Source organism: Streptomyces sp. NPDC107454 (genome assembly GCF_055582885.1).
Genome location: NZ_JBVJPA010000004.1, coordinates 48711 through 64428, shown reverse-complemented (window position 1 = coordinate 64428; position 15718 = coordinate 48711). Strand labels below are relative to the sequence as shown.

Genomic DNA, 15718 nt, shown 5'->3' with positions numbered 1-15718 from the left:
GGCACGCAGCCCGGTGGTTCACGAAGGTGCGCGGGCACACCGGCTCCTCGGGCTTCCGTGGTCGTGGCGGGGGGCCACGAAGGGCCGCCCCGCTCCCTGAAGCCGAGGTCATCACCGGAGCCACAGCCTGATCGCGGCGAGGGTGCCCGTCCCGTGAAAGACGTAAGCCCGCTTGTCGAAGCGCATCGCCACGACCCGGTTGATCTTAAGCTTGTTGATCAGGCGCTCAACTTCGTTCCTACGGGCGTACCGCGCCTCATCGAAGCCGTTGGGCCGGCCTCCTGCGCTGCCGCGCCGCTGCCGGTTTGCCCGCTGGTTCTCCGGCTCGGGGATGGTGCGGCCGATCTGGCGGCGGCGCAGGTAACGGCGGTTGCGCCGCGGGCATTACGCTTTGTCGCCGCTCAGATGGTCCGGCCGGGTGCGAGGGCGCCCACCGGCCGGACGGGGAACGCGCAGGCGTTCCAGGACCGGGATCAGCTGCGGGGCGTCGCCCCACTGGCCGGGAGTCACCAGCAGGGCGTGAACGGCCGAGGACTTCATCGGAACGGTGCTGGGCGGGGCGGGTGCGCTCGCCGGGTTTCCGCGGCGCCTTCTTGCGGGCGCCGGCGGCGTGCCGGTGAGCGCGGCACACCGTGGAGTCCACGCCGACCAGGGACCAGTCGATCCTGCCCTCGGTATCGGCGTCGGCCTGGACAGCTTGCAGGATCCTCTCCCACGTGCCGTCCGCCGACAACCTGCAGTGCCTGTCGTGTGCGTCGCGCAGGGACGGGCGGCTCGTCCCTACGCTGTCGCGGTCAATCGAAGCGATCTGCGGTGCGGTTTCTTCAAGGAGCTGGGGGCCGTTGTTGCGAACGTTGTTGACCCGCGCGGAGACCAGCCGAGCGGCCAGGTCGCCGACGATCTAGCGAAAATACCAAACCATTTGGGCGTCATGCGCTTCGCATGCGAACCAATAGTTTCATCACATCACATTAGGCCATCTGGGTGTTCGCCTCTGGTAAGTGTTGCCGCCATATGCCATTGGGAGGATAACGATTACATCCAACGGTGGGCCCCAACCTCTCCGGCGGAGTGGTCGTCCGTCTTCAACGCACTGGCTTCGTGCCAGCCGTTGCGCGGCGGCCTGCCACGATGGGCACCCCGCGAGAGGTGTTGGATCCGTCAGCCGGCGTCGGCCGGCGTCGGCTGACGTGTAGCTTCCGTACTCCTTCAAACGAAGCGAGTCGCCGGGACATGAAGCGCTGAAGGTTATTCCCTTGTACGTCCAGCAGGAGCCCATTGCGGCCGAAGGCGCAGCGGCGGAGGCTCTCCCCTCGAGGAGATGTCGGCGGCCACGACCGAGGCCGTCCCTGCAGAGGGAGAAGAGCCGACCCCCGAGGCAGCGGAGGCGGAAGCAGAAGAACCCGCCCCACCACAGCCGAGGAGACCGAGACAGAAGAGCCCGCCACAGAGGAGTAGGAGGAAGGCTGTACGCGGCGGTCGTCGCACACAGCCACGACGGCAGTCTCAAAAGCAGGCTCGGGACGCCCCTCAAGCGGACTCGCCGGCATCCAGCTCGCTGCTCGTACACACCGGCCACACAGCCCGCCGCGCGAGGGGCAAAAGTCCGGCTGCCCGTAGTACCGCCGGTGCCACCGCGGACGGGGCTCCACCGGCCACCCACCGGAAGCGGGCCACCATCATCATGTCGTCGACGCTCTCACGCACGAACCCGTCCACGATGCCAAGACCGCCCGGGCGTTCATGCAGCACCACATCGCCCGGCTCCTCATCATCCGTGATCTGCTGGTAGTCCTTCGAGTCGGGGCAACCCGAGAACTCCTGCACCCAGTGACCCATGCCTGCCATCCTGCCGGGAACAACGAGCACCCACTCATGGTGACTCACGGGGCCGGTGAAACCTGAAGCACCACCGGGTCTGGAGCCCTGTGATCGGACGGGTTCACCGGCCCCGTCATGTGCGGTGCTGACGCCAGTGATCAGTGATTCAGTCGATGACGTTTGTGGTCCGAGCCTCTCGCGGGAAACACCTCTCAGCTCACCGGGAGCTTGCGAGCCCTTGCGAAGACCGAGGAGTCTGGGGGCAGTTGGGGTCACGAACGGCTGATCGGATGAGCCGGTTCCTCAGGCCGCCGGTGTCGCGCCCTTCTCGCCCCTGGCCGACCTGCGCGAAACGGACGACACCTCGTGGTCGAGGCGGAACTTCCCGGCATCAAGCGCGAGGACATCGACGTCGAGGTCAGCGAGCGGGAACTGTGCAAGCTCTCGAGCCCGGCAACGGAAGCGTTCCAGGACGTCTTGGTCAGCCGTGATCACGCAGAGCCGGCTCCAAGCCGGTCCAGGACCTGACAGGCCTGGGCGATGCCGTCCTCGGCTTCCAGGGCCTGGCCGAGCCGACGCGCGGTCTCGGTGTAGGGGGCATGCCCGGTAAGGGCGTGCAGGCGATGGACGAGGGCGGCGACGGTGAGCTTACGGACCGGCAGAGGCGCGGGCCCCGCGCCGAGTTCGTGCACCCGTGCGGCCCAGTAGGGCTGGTCTCCGAAGAACGGGCAGATCAGGGAGGGTCGTCCGGCACGCAGTGCCGAGGCCGTCGTGCCGGCTCCGCCGTGGTGGACGACAGCGGCCATCCTGGGAAACAGCCAGTCGTGGGGGGTGTCGCCGACCACGAGAATGTCGTCCTCGCTGGTTGCGGGGTCCCCTGGCAGCACTCCACGCAGGTTCGCCCGACGCAGGGCCGTCCGTACGAGGGCGTCGGTCGCCTCGGGGTCGCTGGTTCTCATGCTGCCGAATCCGACGTAGACGGGCGGGGGGCCGTCGGACAGGAAGGCAAGCAGTCGCCTTGGGGGGGTCCACGTCGGCTGATCGTGCTGCCAGAAGCCGGTGATGTGGACGTTCCGTCCCCAGTCGAACGGCCGCGGCACGACAGTGGGGCTGAACGCACACAGCACGGGGGCTTGGCGAACCAGCCGGAAGGGGGCTGACAGGGACAACGCCGGGAGGCTCAGACTCTCCTGGCGCCATGCGTTGACGAACCGCCGGAACACCATCCACGACCCGAGGTCGACGGCACCGAAACTGAGCCGGTTACCCACGCCACCCAGCATCCGGGCAGCCGGCGCGAACGGGTGCGGAAAGACCTTCGTGGGCTGGCTAGGCTGGTAGTGAATGACTGCGTGCGGGACCTGGAGGTACTCGCTCAGGTGAAGACCGAGGAAGCTGAAGGTTGGTGCCAGAACCAGGTCAGCTCCCTTCGCACCGACCTGCGTCTCCTCAAGCATCGACATCATGCGGGGTCGGAGGACCCGGTCCATATGACGGATGAACGCCACCGGGTTCCGTCGTCCGGCGAGGAGTTCCTGCCCCTCGGCCGACTCGACGATCTCCACCGGGTCGACCGGAAGGGGATGAAGATCCAGGCCCGCCTCGGCGATCAGATGCCGATAGCGGAGACTGGCCAGGATCCTCACCGTGTCGCCCCGACGAAGCAGGGCTCGCCCCAGTGCCAGGCAGGGCTGGACGTCGCCGCGGGATCCCGCGGCGAAGATCACTACTGTTCGCATGAAATCACGACCCGATCGACTTCATGACCGACGGCCAGATGCTGTGCAACTCCGCCTGCCAGTACGGCCAGGAATGCGTCCCTGGCGTGTACAGATGCGTCGTGACGTCGACGCCCTCAGAGTGGAGCGACCGCGCGAATCTTTTGATCTGCCCCGGCAGCGGTGCCTCGCCCACCACGCTCGCCAGCACGACTCCGGAGGAGTGTTCCTTGTCCAACGGTCCGGGCTGGCTGCTGCCGGCGGAGAGATGGACGTGCGTTCCGCGGAAGGCACGGGGCATTGCAACAGGGTTGTGGGCTTGCCAGACGTCGGCGTTCTTCACCGGGTCGCCCCAGACATCCTTGATGTCGATACCCTCCTTCCCGGTACCGAGCGCGAGTTCCAGGCGCACGGCAGCGTCGTTCAGATCCACGTAGGAACTCATTGAGGCGACGTAACGGAACATCCCCCGGTTGTGCGCCGCGTAGTTGAGTGCGCCGAAGCCTCCCATGGACAGTCCCACGACGGCTCGTGAGTGGCTCGCACGGAACTTCTTCTCCATGAGCCGGACGAGTTCGCGGGTGTGAAATGTTTCCCAGCGGGGAGCGCCGGTGAACCAGTCGCTGTAGTAGCCATTCCTTCCGGCGTCCGGCATGACGACCAGCACGTCAGAGTTCTTCGCCAACGCTTCCACGTCTGTCTCGCGTGTCCAGGACGTGTAGTCGTCGTCGCCGCCGTGGAAGAAGTAGACAACCGGAAAGGTGGCTTTCGGCTTTTCCTTCCAGTGCACGGGAAGAATGACGCGGACCGGGATGGACGTTCCCATCGCTGGAGAACTGACCATGAGATCGCGCATTCGCTTGTCGATGACTTTCACGCCAGTGACACTGGCCTCCGCATGGTGAGGCCAGGGCGAGGCATCCGGTTTCCACTCAGCCGCGTGCGCGTCGGTCGAGAGGAGAGCCGCAGCGAGCCAGAGAAAGACCAGGTTCTTTTTCGCGTACTTCAGAAGAGTGACCCACACAGGCGAGAGCATGACGAAATGTGCTGATCACCACCAGCAGACACCCCGTTCAACAGAGGGCAATGGTCCGTACAGCCGAGCTGCGTTCGCGGGGTACCGGGCCCGGCATCACCCGCTCGCAGGCCGTGCTCTGGCGGGTGAGAAGCGGTTGCGCCTGTTCCACAGGGGAGCCCTGCGGAACAGGCGCGGTGTGCTGATCACCGGGTGGGCCAGCCCATGGCCCGGGTGACGTGCTGCACGATGGTCTGGACGTGCGGGGGGTCGATGACGGACAGATGGTCGCCGTCGACCGGGACGATCTCGAGGGTGTGGCACAGGGGCGCCCACCCGAGGTCGGCGTCCTGCCGGAGGTAGCGCGGGTCCAAAGCGGCGGTGAGCTGTTGCAGTTGCTTGGCGCGATAGAGCACCACGTGGCCCTCCTGGGGGCGGGGGACATACCGTTCGCCGACGCGGGCGTCGATGTACGAGGTCCGTTGGTGCTCCATAATCCCTGGGCTCATGTCGAGTCCTGCCTCGGCGATCAGACGCATGACGACGTCGATCTGCTGATCGTCCGGGGTGGCCGCCAGCTCTTCGTAGGGCAAGTCGAGGCGGTGCCCGTACGTCTTCTCGATGTATTCGGCGAAACGACCGAAACGCTCGAGCAGGAACTCCCGTGACTCCGGTTGCGGCAGGACGGGGGGCAGGATGGTGTCGATCAGCCCGAGAAGCCCGATGTCCTGTCCCTCTTCCCTCAGTTGAAGCGCCACTTCGTAGGCGAGGCACCCTCCAAATGACCAGCCGAGCAGGTGGTAGGGCCCTTCCGGCTGGATGTCATGGATGAGTGTGCGGTAGCGGGCCGCCTTCTCCTCCATGGTGCTCAGCTCGTCGACGCGTTCCAGGCCGTACACGGGCTGTTCGGCCGGCAGCAGCCCCGTCAGAGGCAGGTAGACGGAGGTCGGGCCACCGGCGGGGTGGAAGGTGAACAGCGGGGGCCGTTCCGACCCGGGGAGCGGGGGACGCAGAGTGGTGAGTGCCGACCTGCCGGTTCGGTTGACGACGGGCCGGATCAGTTCGGCGACGGCTGCGACGGTGCGCTGGGCGAGGATGGCCTCGGCCGCCAGGCTCAACTCGGTGTCGTCACCGAGGCGCCGGCGAATGACGTCCACCATGGCCGCGGCGGCGGCCTGGTCTCCGCCGGCGGTGATGAAGTCCTCCCGGATGTCCCTCGGCCCTTGCCGCAGGACTTCGGCCCAGGAGCTCGCGACCAGCCGCTCCGCAGCGTCCCTGGGGCCGAGGAAGGTCGGCAGCGTGAGTGTGGACGTCTCGGCCCGGCAAGTGTCCTCGGGCGCCGTCGGCTGGGAACCAGCCGTCGGCTCCGTGGCGTCGAGTCCAAGTTGTTCGAGCACCGCGCGACCGATTTCACGCAGGCTGGCGCCGCGCAGCAGCCGGGAGGCGGGGACGTCGATGCCGAAGTCCTGGCGGATCGTGTTCTGGATGCGTACCGCCACCAGGGAGTCCAGGCCCAGTTCGGTCAGCGGGACCGTCTCGCCGAGTTCGGCGGCCGCGAATCCCATGATGGCCGCCGTTCTTCCGACCAGGCGTGCGTACACCGTGTCTGCGGCGGAGCTGCCGAGAGCCCCGATGCCGTGGGGTCCGACCCAGTCGTCGGCGCCGGGCGAACCGTTTTCGAAGATGTCGGAGAAGAAGGGAATGGCGGACAGGCCGGGGAACGCCTCCAGCACGCGCTCCGCGTCGAGGTGGACGACGCCCACGTGCGCGCAGTTGAGGGCGACGAGTGCCTGCAGGACGTCCATTCCCTCGCTCACCTGGATGGGCTCCAGCGCCAGCATCTGGTTCCCGGCCGTCATGCCGACGTTCTCCCACGGGCCCCAGGCGATGGAGGTCGCGGGCAGGCCGCTGGCTCTGCGGCGGTGAGCCACGGCGTCGAGCCAGGCGTTGGCAGCCGCATAGGCCGACTGTCCGGGTGAGCCGAGCAGTGCCGCGGCGGAACTGTAGATGACCCACCAGTCCAGATCGTGGTCGGCGATAGCCGCCTCGAGGTTCTGGGCTCCTACGGCCTTCGGCCGCAGCACCGTGTCGACATCCGCCGGTTCCAGGTCGGTGATCATGCCGTCGTGCAGGACTCCGGCACAGTGCGCGATGCCGCGCAGGGTGTGGCCGTCGGCGAGCGCGGCGCGCACCAGGTTCGCGGCCACATCGAGGTCCGCGATGTCCCCTTGGACCACGGCGACGGATGTCCCCCGTTCCTCCAGTTCGGCCAGGACGGGCTGGGCCTCGGGTCCCGGGGCACGGCGTCCGTTGAGGACGATGCGCCCGGCACCCTGCTCGGCGAGCCGGCTTGCCGTAGCCAGACCCAGTCCCGTCAGGCCCCCGGTGATGATGTACGCGCCGTCGGGACGGGTGAAGGCCACGGTGTCGTTGCGCTGGGCGCTGAGGTCGGCCCGGGCGAGATGCGCGGTGAGGCGTGTGCCGGCCCTCCAGGCGACCTCGTCCGCGTCGCTGCCCGCGAGGAGTTCGCGGGCAAGGTCGTCGAGCGCTCCGGGCTGTTTGTCGATGTCTACCAGCGAGGCCCGCAGCTGAGGGTGTTCGAGCGCGAGAACCCGGACGAGTCCACGCAGGCAGGCGACAGACGGCGTCCCGGGTTCCCCGGACCCCGTCGCCTGTGCCAGCACGGTGGCCATCCACAGGCGTGGCGGTTGCCCGTGCGTTGCGCCGGCCAGGCGGCGCGCCAACCGTACCGCCCTGTGCAGTGTCCGCATGTCGTCGTCACGTTCGTCCTGCTGGAAGAACAGGACTACGGCGCTCAGGCCGTCCTGCGGGCTGTTGAGCCAGGCGTCAAGTGCGGCGTCGCAGGCATCGTCCCGGGCATCGGTCGCCGTGACGTCGGCACCGCCGGCTTCCAGGGCTGCCACGAGCGAGGCCGTGGCGCCGTCCTCGGCGTCCGGTTCGTCGCTGATGAGCAGGGCACGCTGCAGACGCATCGACGGCAGGGGAACGGTGGACTTCTCCCACTGGATGTCGTAGGTGCACGTCTCGAGGGACCGTGGCACTTCGTGCCGCTCGACGGGCCGCAGTTGAACGAACCGGGCGACGATCTCGCTCGTGTCGCCCCGGGCAGAGACATGCCACTGGTCGACGTCCGCGTCTGTCGGGCCGGCGCCGTCGGCGGGCGTGCAACTGATGTCATAGCCGACGTCAAGGATGCCCGGCCCCTTGATGAGCAGGGACCCTACGCCGACCGGGACGGTATGTGCGGCGGCTTGGACGGCGCGGTCGCCGACCGGTGGTGTGTCCGCAGCGTCCTGCGCCTCCAGCATGGCGGTCAGGACATGTGCGTAGGACGGCCGGTGAGGGGACCGGGGGTCCTCGGGGATGAAGTGCCGGGTGAGCGTCGGCTTCGTTTCCGGCCCGGGGTGAGGCTCGCCCTGGGGTTTCGGGGCGCGGGTGACACGGGCCGAGGCGTAGCAATGCCAGACGGTCTCGGCGCCACGGGCGTGGAGGGTGATGGTTCCGTGTGTGCCGGATTCCGGTTCCCACACCGTGGTCAGGGGGGTGCTGCTGGAGATGGCGAGCCACTGGTGGATCCGCAGGTCCTCGATGCCGAGGTGGGTGATGCCCTCTCGGGCCCATAGGTCCAGGCCGGCTTCGATCATCAGCTCCGCGGCCTCGGCGAGGGTCAGCACCGCTCTGCCGTGGACCGTGCCGTGAGTGCCGTGCCAGCTCGTGCCGACGTCTCCCTGCCACAGCACCGCGCCGGTTCTCGGGTCGTCGGTGCGCACCCCCAGCAGGGGATTGCCGCCGGCTTCGGTCGATCGGGCGGGGCGGGGGAACCAGAACCGTTCGTGCCGCCACGCGGGCGTGGGGAGTGCGATGCGCGCACCGGCGGGCCACAGCCCAGGGTTCATCGGGACGCCGGCGAAGTGCAGCCGCGCCAGTGCGACTTGTAGCTGGACGGTGTCGTCGGTGTTCTTGCGGAGGGTCGGGAGGATCAGCGCCTGGTCCCCTGCCGGGGTGGCGTCGAGGCTCTCCGTGAGGGGGACGACGACGATGGGGTGGGGCGAGATCTCCAGGAACAGGGTGTGGCCGTCCTCGGCTGCCGCTGTCACCGCCTGTTGCAGGAGCACTGGCCGGCGGACGTTGGCGCACCAGTAGCTCGCATCGGCTGCCGCGCCTGCGCGGGGATCATCGAGGACTGTGCTGTACCAGGGTGTGGCGGGTGGGTGCGGGCGCAGGTCGGCAAGATCCTCGCTCAGCGGCGCCAGGATGGGATCCACCGAGGCGGTGTGGGAGGCTCCGCCCAGCTCGAGCAGTCGGGCGAGCCGGTCCTGACCGGTCAGCTCGTCCACCAGGTCGCGCACCGCTTGGGCCGGGCCGGCCACCGTGCAGCGCTGGGGCGAGGAGTGAACGGCGACCTCGACACCGGGGAAGCGGCTGAGGACGGCCGTCCGGGACTGTACGGGCAGCTCCACCGCGGCCATCGCGCCGGTCTGTTCGGCTTCGAGGATGGCGAGGTGGGCCGATCGGCGGACGATGACGCGCACTCCGTCTCGGTCGTCGAGAACGCCGGCGACGACGGCGGCTGCGACCTCGCCCATCGAGTGTCCGATGACGGCGGCGGGTTCCACGCCGCGGGCCTGCATGGTCCGCGCCAGGGCCAGCTGGATTCCGAAGATCAGCGGCTGGATCCGGTCCGCCGTCTTGGTCAAATCGGACATGAGCATGTCGGTCAGGGAGGAACCGGTCTCCGCAAGGAAGTGTGTATCGAGCGCGGATACCTGGGCGGCGAAGACGGCGTCGTCGGTCAACAGGCGCCGCCCCATGCCTTCCCACTGTGAGCCGTAACCGGAGAAGACGAAGACCGGTTGCTGCGCTGTGAACGACTGCGCCGCTCGTGCGTCGGTGCACGCGGCCACCACGCCGGGAACCGTCTCCCCCTGGGCCAGCGCGGCCAGCCCGGCAGCCGCGTCGGAGCGGGTCCGCGCGACGACGGCGGCGCAGGACGGGCCACGGCGGTGCGAGGCGAGCGTGTGGGCGAGGTCGGTGAGGGCTGGCGCGTCGTCGGCCGCCACCCATCGCGACAGACTCGCGGCCGCGTCGGCGAGCCGGTCCGAGGAACGGGCTGACACCACCAGGATGTGCGGTTGGCCGGCCTCTTCGTCGTCGGCCCGCGTGGGCTGCACGCCGGTCGGGGGCCCCTGCTCGAGTACGGCGTGGGCGTTCGTACCGCCGAAGCCGAAGGCCGACACACCCGCGCGCGCCGGACGGTTGCCGGGGGTGGGCCATGCGGTCGGTTCGGTGACCACGCGCAGGCCCAGCTCGGTGAAGTCGACGTGGGGGTTGGGGGTGTGGAAGTGCAAGGTGGCCGGGATACGGCCGTGATGCAGGGCCAGCGCGGTCTTGATCAGGCCGATCATGCCGGCCGCACCTTCGAGGTGGCCCAGGTTGCTCTTGACCGATCCGATCAGCAGTGGCTGGTCGGGCCGCCTGTCACGTCCGACGACCGCTCCGAGGGCGGTCGCTTCGATGGGGTCTCCCAGCAGGGTGCCGGTCCCGTGCGCCTCGACGTAATCGACGTCGGTCGCGTGGATGCGTGCGTCGCGCAGGGCGTCGCGCAGCAGCGCTTCCTGCGCCGCCGGGTTGGGTGCCATAAGGCCCGCCGAGCGGCCGTCCTGGTTCACGGCGGTGCCCCTGATGACGGCGAGCACCCTGTCGCCGTCGCGCAGGGCGTCGGCGAGCCGCTTGAGCACGACGACGCCGCAGCCCTCGCCGCGGGTGAATCCGTCCGCCGCGGCGTCGAAGGGTTTGCACCTGCCGTCCGCGGCCAGCGCGCCGGCCTGGTCGAGCGAGGCTGTGACCGCCGGAGAAAGGAGGAGATTGACTCCTGCGGCCAGTGCTGTGTCGCACTCCCCGCTCCGCAGGCTGCGGCAAGCCAGGTGCACGGCCACGAGGGACGACGAACAGGCGGTGTCGACGGCGATGCTGGGGCCTCGGAGGTCGAGCAGATAAGACACGCGGTTGGCGGTGATGCTGCCGGCGGCTCCGGTGTTGGTCCACGGGGTCAGTCGCGTGGGGTCCGAGGTGGTCAGATGCCCGTATTCGAGGGCGCTCAGGCCGACGAAGACGCCGGTGGGCGTGCTCTGCAGGGCGGGGGCGGGTAATCCCGCGTGGTCCAGCGCCTCGCAGACGACTTCGAGCAGCAGCCGTTGCTGGGGATCCATGGCTTCGGCCTCGTCGGGCGTGATGCCGAAGTACTTGGCGTCGAATCCCTCGATGTCGTCGAGAAAAGCGCCCCACTGTGTGGTGGATTCCATGAGGGCGGTGACCTCGGGCGCTGTGCCGGCGAAGTTCGGCCAGCGTTTCTCGGGCACCTGGCCGACCGTGTCCATGCCCGCCATCAGCTGGTCCCAGAACGCGTCCGGCCCGTGTACGTTGCCGGGCAGACGGCACCCGATCCCGACGACGGCGATGGCATCGTCGTCGGTGCGGGCGATGGCGGCCGCCTCATCGGGTGTACGGGGCTGCAGGTCCGAGTGCGCGACATCGGTCTGGCCGGCGTTCGTCAGCGCGGCAACGAGTTGTCCGATGGTGGGGTACTCCCACAGCAGCGTGGCCGACAGTGACCGGTTGAGGATCTTCTCCAGTTCGCCGGTCAGTCCGACGGCGTCGCGGGAGGTGAGGCCGTACTCCGCCAGAGGCCGGCCGTCGTCGAGTTGTTCCGGCGAGATGCCGCTGATGTCCGAGACCAGCTGCACCAGTGCGCTCCGCAGCTCGGCAGCGCCCGATCCGGAGCGGCTGTCCTGGTGTCCGCCTGGCTGGTTCATACGTCGTCGGTCTCTCTCTGTACGTGCGTGTCAGAGGTCAAGTCACCCCGGAGGTAACGCTCACGGCAAGCGCCGCGGGCGACCTTCCCGCTGGTGGTGTGGGGTACGGTGCCGGGCTGGGCAAGGACGAAGTCGTGCATCGCGATGGCGTGACCGGCGGACACCGCCACGCGTACCGCGCGTGTCACCTCGTCCCGGAGCCTGTGGGGTTCCGCTAGGTCACGGGCGTGCTCGGCTACGACGACCAGGCGTTCTCCGTCGTCGGTGGGGACCGAGAACGTCGCGGTGTGATGACGGCGGATCGCCGGGTGGGCATGCTCGACGGTGTGCTCGATGTCCTGCGGATAGTGATTGGTCCCGTCGATGATCACGAGATCCTTGAGGCGACCGGTGATGTAGAGGTGGTTGTTGTGCCACACTCCGAGATCTCCCGTGCGCAACCAGTGCTGCGTCCCCTCGCCCGGGTTGTCGCCGTGGAGGGTGGCGCGGAAGGTCGCCTCGCTCCGTTCCGGGCTTCCCCAGTAGCCGCGTCCGACGTTGGGGCCGCGCAGCCAGATCTCGCCCACACGCCCGTCCTCCAGCCGGACGAGGCCGACCGGATCGACGATGGCGGCCTCCTGGTCGGTGGGTCGCCCGCAGCCGACCAGGACGCTCACGGCCTGTCCCCCGGTGCCCTCGACCGGCCGGGCAGTGCCGGCCGCCAGTGCGTCGCGGTCGAAGGAGGTGACGGTGGGTTCCTCACCGGCCGGTGAGGCGGACACGAACACGGTCGCCTCGGCCAGCCCGTAGGACGGACGCATCGCCGTGGGGAGCGCGCCGACGGGGGCAAAGGCCTCCTGGAACCGCTGAAGCGTCTGCTTGGCGATGGGTTCACTGCCGTTGACCATGGCGGCGACCGATTTCAGCGACAGCGTTACGCGCTCCTCGTCGGTGACGCGGCGCACGCAGTAGTCGTACGCGAAGTTGGGGGCGGCGGTGAGCGCTCCCGGGTGTTCACTGAGCAGTCGCAGCCAGCGGACGGGCTGCTGCACGAAGGCCAGCGGATCCATGAATACGGAGTGGACGTTCCCGACGACGGGAAGCACGATCGCCAGCACGAGCCCCATGTCGTGGTACAGCGGAAGCCAGCCGACGGTGCAGTTGTGCCCGGCTCGGATGCCGTACGCCTTCTGTGCCTGGCGTGCGTTGGCGCAGACGTTGGCGTGGGTGATCTCCACGCCGGACGGCATGCGGGTGGAGCCCGAGGTGTACTGCAGGTAGGCGCACTCCTCGGGGCTCGGATGAGAATGCTCACCGTCCGCCGGTTCGACCCATGACGTCCCGCCCGAGAGCAGGTCCTCCTCGGTGACCACACGCACGCGCAGGCCGTCCTGGTTGGCGCAGAACTTCTCCGCGGCCTGGAGCGAGTCGGGGCTGGTGAGGGCGAGCACCGGGTCGGCGTCGGCGAGCGCGGCGGCCAGCTTCTCCGCATGGCCCGGCAGAGTCGGAGGGAACAGGGGAACGGCGATCGCACCGGCGCACGTGGCCGCGAGGAAGCCGACGACGTAGTCCAGGTTCTGCGGCCCCACGAGGGCCACCCGCTCGCCGTCCGCACCGGCGTGACGCAGGGCCGCCGCGAGGGTGCGGACCCTCTTCTCCAGTTGGCGCCACGTCAGAGAGACGGAGGTTCCTTCGCGAACGGTACTGAAGTCCACGAAAGTGAACGCATTTCCGGCGGGGGCCTGCTCCGCGGCCCGGGTGAGATGATGACTGATCGTGTCTTCCATGGATCTCAGCATGAAGTCACCGAACCTTCGTTCTCGACGGACAGCGAGGCTCCTCGGCCGTCAGCCATTCAGGAGATTTGACGACAGCAGTCGCCGCCTGTCAGCCATCCCCAATGCATGGTGGCAGTACGAGTGATCACTCAAACATATAGGCGTACATGAGATGCAGCGCCACTCGGCGAGTCCCGCCCGGTCGACCTACCGGAAAGCGAGCGGATTTTCCGACAGCACACCGGATACCGTAATAACGGCGCTCGGGAGTCGCGCTTGCCATGCCCACGGGGCAGAGTACGAGGAAGGGCACGCGGAACGTGGCGGCCCCTTACCACCGTCGGCGCTACTCAAGGCAGGTACTGTGAGCCGACTGCGTGTCCTCGCCATCCTCGTGGCCGTGCTGCTGCCGTCCTTCATGACCGCCCTCGACAACACAGTCGTCAATGTGACACTGCCTCAGATTCAGGCCGAACTCGCCTTGGGCGAAGCTGACCTCAAATGGGTGGCGGCCATTTACCCTCTCACCCTCGCGAGCCTTCTGCTGCTGGGCGGGCATCTGGCGGACACCGTCGGGCGGCATACGACGCTGTCGCTCGGTGTCGCACTCTTCACCGTCGCATCGGTCGGGTGCAGTGCGTCGACCTCCGGGATGGCGCTGATCGCCTACCGGGGGCTGCAGGGAGCGGGCGCTGCGCTGATCCTGCCTGCCTCACTGGCAGTCCAGTCGCACGATCTGCCGCCTCGCGTGCGCAATGCCGCCTTCAGCGCCACCACTGCTGCGTTGGCGTCCGCGCTGGCCTTCGGCCCTGTGATCTCCGGTGTCATGACACAACACTTGGGCTGGAAGTCCGTGTTCGCCATGAACGCACCACTGGGTTGCGTCAGTCTCTTGGTGGGCTTCCTCGCTCTCCGGCCCGGCCCCTCGGCCCGTGCCGCGTCCCCGGCCGCGTCCCCGGCCTCGGCCACACTCTCGCTCCGCGTCATCGCGTTGGCCTGTTGCTCGCTGGCAGCCCTCGCCTACTGCCTGATCGAAGGGCCTGAACAGGGCTTGGGCGCCCTTCCCGTTGCCACGTCAGGGGGCGTTCTCGTCGCATCGGCCGTCGGCCTGTGCTACGAACTGACATCGCACCGGAACACCGTGCTGCGCCCCCTCTTCCGGCAACGCCCTTTCGTCGGCGGAATCATTACTCAACTGCTGTGGGGCCTGAGCGTGAGCGGAGTCTATTTCTTCACGTCCCGATTTCTGCAGAACGGCCTCGGCCTCGCCCCGACGCCGGCCGGGCTGACATTCATGCCCGTGGCCTTTTCCCTGATCGTCACCACCCCTTTCATCGCACGTATGGCGCGCCGCTGGGGAGACGGACGGCTCTCCGCTGCGGGTCTGCTCCTGGTCGGCCTGGGGTTGCTGATGGTCACGCTGGGCAGTTCGGGAGGGAGGCTCGTCGACATTCTGCCCGGACTTTCTGCTCTCGGTTTCGGATCCGCACTGGCCGTTCCGCTCACCACTCGTGCTCTGGAATCCTCACCGGATCACCTTTCCGGACTCGCGGCCGGATTGTTCAGCGCCGCCCGCGAGGCGTCCGGAGTCGTCGGGATCGGTCTGGTGGGCGCCATCGTGTCGTTCGTGGAGCATGCCGAAGCCGCCGCCGGGGCCGATGACTCGGGTGCCTTTCTCTCCGGCTACCAAGCCGGTCTGTGTTTCGCCTCGGCGCTGGTCGCGGCGGGAGCTCCCGTCGCGTTGTGGGCACTGCGCCACCGCAGGAGCACACCGGAAGGCGACAGGGGCGCGTCCGCATGCACCTCGAAGCCAGGGCCATGACACAGTCCGATCGGGCAGGAGCCGCCTGGCGGCGGCAGTCGGCATCTCCGTGGGCAGGGACGTGCTGCTGCGGCTGGTCAGAGCCTTGCCCGAGCGCGATGTCGGCCCCGTGGAAGTGCTCGGCGTGGACGACTTCACCTTCCGTGAGGCACGCCATTACGGCACGGTCCTGATCGACATGGCCGCCCACCGTCCACTTCATCTTGTCGACGGCCGCAAGGGCGAGAACCTGGCCGTCCGGCCGCGTGAGCAGCATGCCGCCGTCCACGAGCTGTGGGCGCAAGGGGTATCGAAGGCGGCGGTCGGCCGGAAACTCGGGCTGCACCAGGCCACCTTCCATAAGCTGATCGACGCCCGCTCCGCCGACGATGCCGTCACCAAGAGCCTCCAGCAGGCGCACATCGTCGAGATCTCCCCGTGGGTGAGGCCCTTCGCGGACAAGGAGAGCACTCATCGCGTCGACGCCGGTCAGCCAGCGCTGCCGCTTCCTGACGATCTGCGGCTCGAACGTGCCGGCGGTGTCGCGGGGCACCCTCACCTCCACCGGGCCGACGTCGGTCGGCACGGTCTTCGCTCAGGTGCCGTTGCGACTGTTGCCGTTGTCCTTCCCAGCCGGGTCGTGCTTCTCATAGCCGACGTGGTCGGTGATCTCGCCTTCCAGGCCGGACTCCAGCACCCGCTTGGTCAACAGCTGCAGCAGCCCGCCCTCGCCGCGGCACCGACTGCGGCGGTACTGCTGGTCGAGCGGGCTT

The 15718-nt window shown here is 68.4% G+C and carries 7 protein-coding genes and 2 pseudogenes; 1 reads left to right on the top strand and 8 read right to left on the bottom strand.

Going from position 1 to position 15718, the window contains the following annotated elements; genetic code table 11:
* Positions 1–111: 111 nt before the first annotated feature.
* The 7 genes and pseudogenes from ACZ69M_RS10435 to ACZ69M_RS10405 form a co-directional block, all read right to left on the bottom strand.
* Positions 112–760, bottom strand: a pseudogene (locus ACZ69M_RS10435) (IS5 family transposase); the annotation flags it as partial.
* A gap of 770 nt (positions 761–1530) precedes the next feature.
* Entirely contained in the window at positions 1531–1839 is a 309-nt protein-coding gene (locus ACZ69M_RS10430) for a hypothetical protein (protein ID WP_470048499.1), read from the bottom strand.
* A 285-nt stretch (positions 1840–2124) separates the two neighbouring features.
* Positions 2125–2316 carry a hypothetical protein gene (locus tag ACZ69M_RS10425; RefSeq protein ID WP_470048497.1) on the bottom strand — a complete coding sequence of 64 codons (192 nt, stop codon included), beginning with the start codon at positions 2314–2316 and terminating at the stop codon, positions 2125–2127.
* On the bottom strand, positions 2313–3560 hold the full coding sequence (locus tag ACZ69M_RS10420; protein ID WP_470048495.1) for a glycosyltransferase: 1248 nt from the start codon (positions 3558–3560) through the stop codon (positions 2313–2315). The genes ACZ69M_RS10425 and ACZ69M_RS10420 overlap by 4 nt, the downstream gene beginning before the upstream one ends.
* Positions 3561–3564: 4 nt before the next feature.
* Entirely contained in the window at positions 3565–4575 is a 1011-nt protein-coding gene (locus tag ACZ69M_RS10415; RefSeq protein WP_470048494.1) for an alpha/beta hydrolase, read from the bottom strand.
* 185 nt (positions 4576–4760) lie between these two features.
* On the bottom strand, positions 4761–11387 hold the full coding sequence (locus tag ACZ69M_RS10410; protein WP_470048492.1) for an SDR family NAD(P)-dependent oxidoreductase: 6627 nt from the start codon (positions 11385–11387) through the stop codon (positions 4761–4763).
* The gene (locus tag ACZ69M_RS10405; protein WP_470048490.1) at positions 11384–13153 is read right to left on the bottom strand and encodes a fatty acyl-AMP ligase; all 1770 of its coding nucleotides are present in this window, start codon (positions 13151–13153) and stop codon (positions 11384–11386) included. The genes ACZ69M_RS10410 and ACZ69M_RS10405 overlap by 4 nt, the downstream gene beginning before the upstream one ends.
* Before the next feature lie 391 nt (positions 13154–13544).
* Between ACZ69M_RS10405 and ACZ69M_RS10400 the strand changes: the two genes are divergently transcribed.
* Complete coding sequence (locus tag ACZ69M_RS10400; RefSeq protein ID WP_470048488.1) at positions 13545–14966, top strand: MFS transporter; 1422 nt, start codon at positions 13545–13547, stop codon at positions 14964–14966.
* A 405-nt stretch (positions 14967–15371) separates the two neighbouring features.
* Here the strand turns inward: ACZ69M_RS10400 and ACZ69M_RS10395 are convergent.
* Positions 15372–15678, bottom strand: a pseudogene (locus ACZ69M_RS10395) (transposase); the annotation flags it as partial.
* Between the last annotated feature and the right edge of the window lie 40 nt (positions 15679–15718).